This is a genomic window from Streptococcus parasanguinis (assembly GCF_001073155.1).
GTDB lineage: Bacteria > Bacillota > Bacilli > Lactobacillales > Streptococcaceae > Streptococcus > Streptococcus parasanguinis_D.
On record NZ_JVEE01000034.1, the window covers coordinates 1 to 1040 of the forward strand.

Here is a 1040-nt window from a genome sequence, read left to right on the forward strand (position 1 = left end):
CGAAAAGATATTGCTTTAGATAAGTTGAGTGTAAAAGAATATGAAGATCCCTTTAGGGATAGTGGCAAGTAGTACATATGCCTTTTTGAGAGGCTTGTGACGAGTCAAATACAATAAGGCTTGAACAAAGTGAAAGCCAGCGTCTTTAGGCGCTGGCTAGTTATCTAGGCTTATAGCCCTGGTACAAAACACCCGTTTGGCGGGAGGTCATGATTTTTCCTGCTCCACTTGTGTGCAAAGTGGTATAATAAAAATAATTGAAATCAAAAGAGACAAAACTATGGAAGAAAAAATAATTTTACCACAAAATACACGACTGATGGGGGCTCTGCTTGGTTTTATCGGAGGAAGCCTCGATGTCTTTTGCCACATGCACTACCGGAGTTTGGTCGCGACCCAAACGGGGAACCTCCTGCTTCTCATCGCTGATTGGCACGATCCCCGTGTCGAAAATACCATCATGCGTTTTTCATCTATTCTATTTTTCTCGATCGGCTTTCTGGTTGCCCTCCATATCAAAGAATATCGCAAGACAGCCTTTTGGCGAACCAAGATGTTGATTCCTTTGTTTGTGGTGACACTCCTGATTCCCTTGGTGTCTGTCATACCACCTGTAGAAGTTCCCTTTATTGCTTTTGGGACAGGGATGATGATGTTGACCTTTACAGGGAGCCTCATCGAAAATCACCCTTATGTGATCTTTATGACTTCCGGCAATTATCGCAAGATGCTGACGGCCTTGTATCGAATCACTCGAGGAAAGGGAGATTTGGACGAGTATCGGCGTCAGGCCATGAATTACGGGATTGTTGTTGGAAGCTTTGTTGCGGGAGCGATTAGCGTGGCCATCCTCATGCATTTCATTCACCAATGGTCCATCTGGTTGATCACAGCCAACCTCTTTTTGATCATGACCTATTACACCGCCAGAGTCAAACAACTCGGCCTGCAAACAGACAATCTATAAAAAGAGGCTGGGACAAAAGTCCTAGCCTCTCAATTATTTTTGGATTGTCGAGCAAGACGCAGTGGTTGAGTGG

1 protein-coding gene and 1 pseudogene are annotated in these 1040 nt (G+C 44.4%); both read left to right on the forward strand.

Annotated features, from left to right (window positions below; translation table 11 throughout):
- Window positions 1-72: pseudogene (locus tag ADH92_RS10975) on the forward strand (IS200/IS605 family transposase); the annotation flags it as partial.
- A gap of 208 nt (window positions 73-280) precedes the next feature.
- Window positions 281-967, forward strand: a complete 687-nt coding sequence (locus ADH92_RS05545) for a YoaK family protein (protein WP_049497719.1) — start codon at window positions 281-283, stop codon at window positions 965-967.
- The last annotated feature ends 73 nt before the right edge of the window (window positions 968-1040 follow it).

Excerpts from the sequence above, each read along its gene's own strand:
- ADH92_RS05545 (WP_049497719.1), top strand. The coding sequence starts at position 281 with ATGGAAGAAAAAATAATTTTACCACAAAATACACGACTGATGGGGGCT.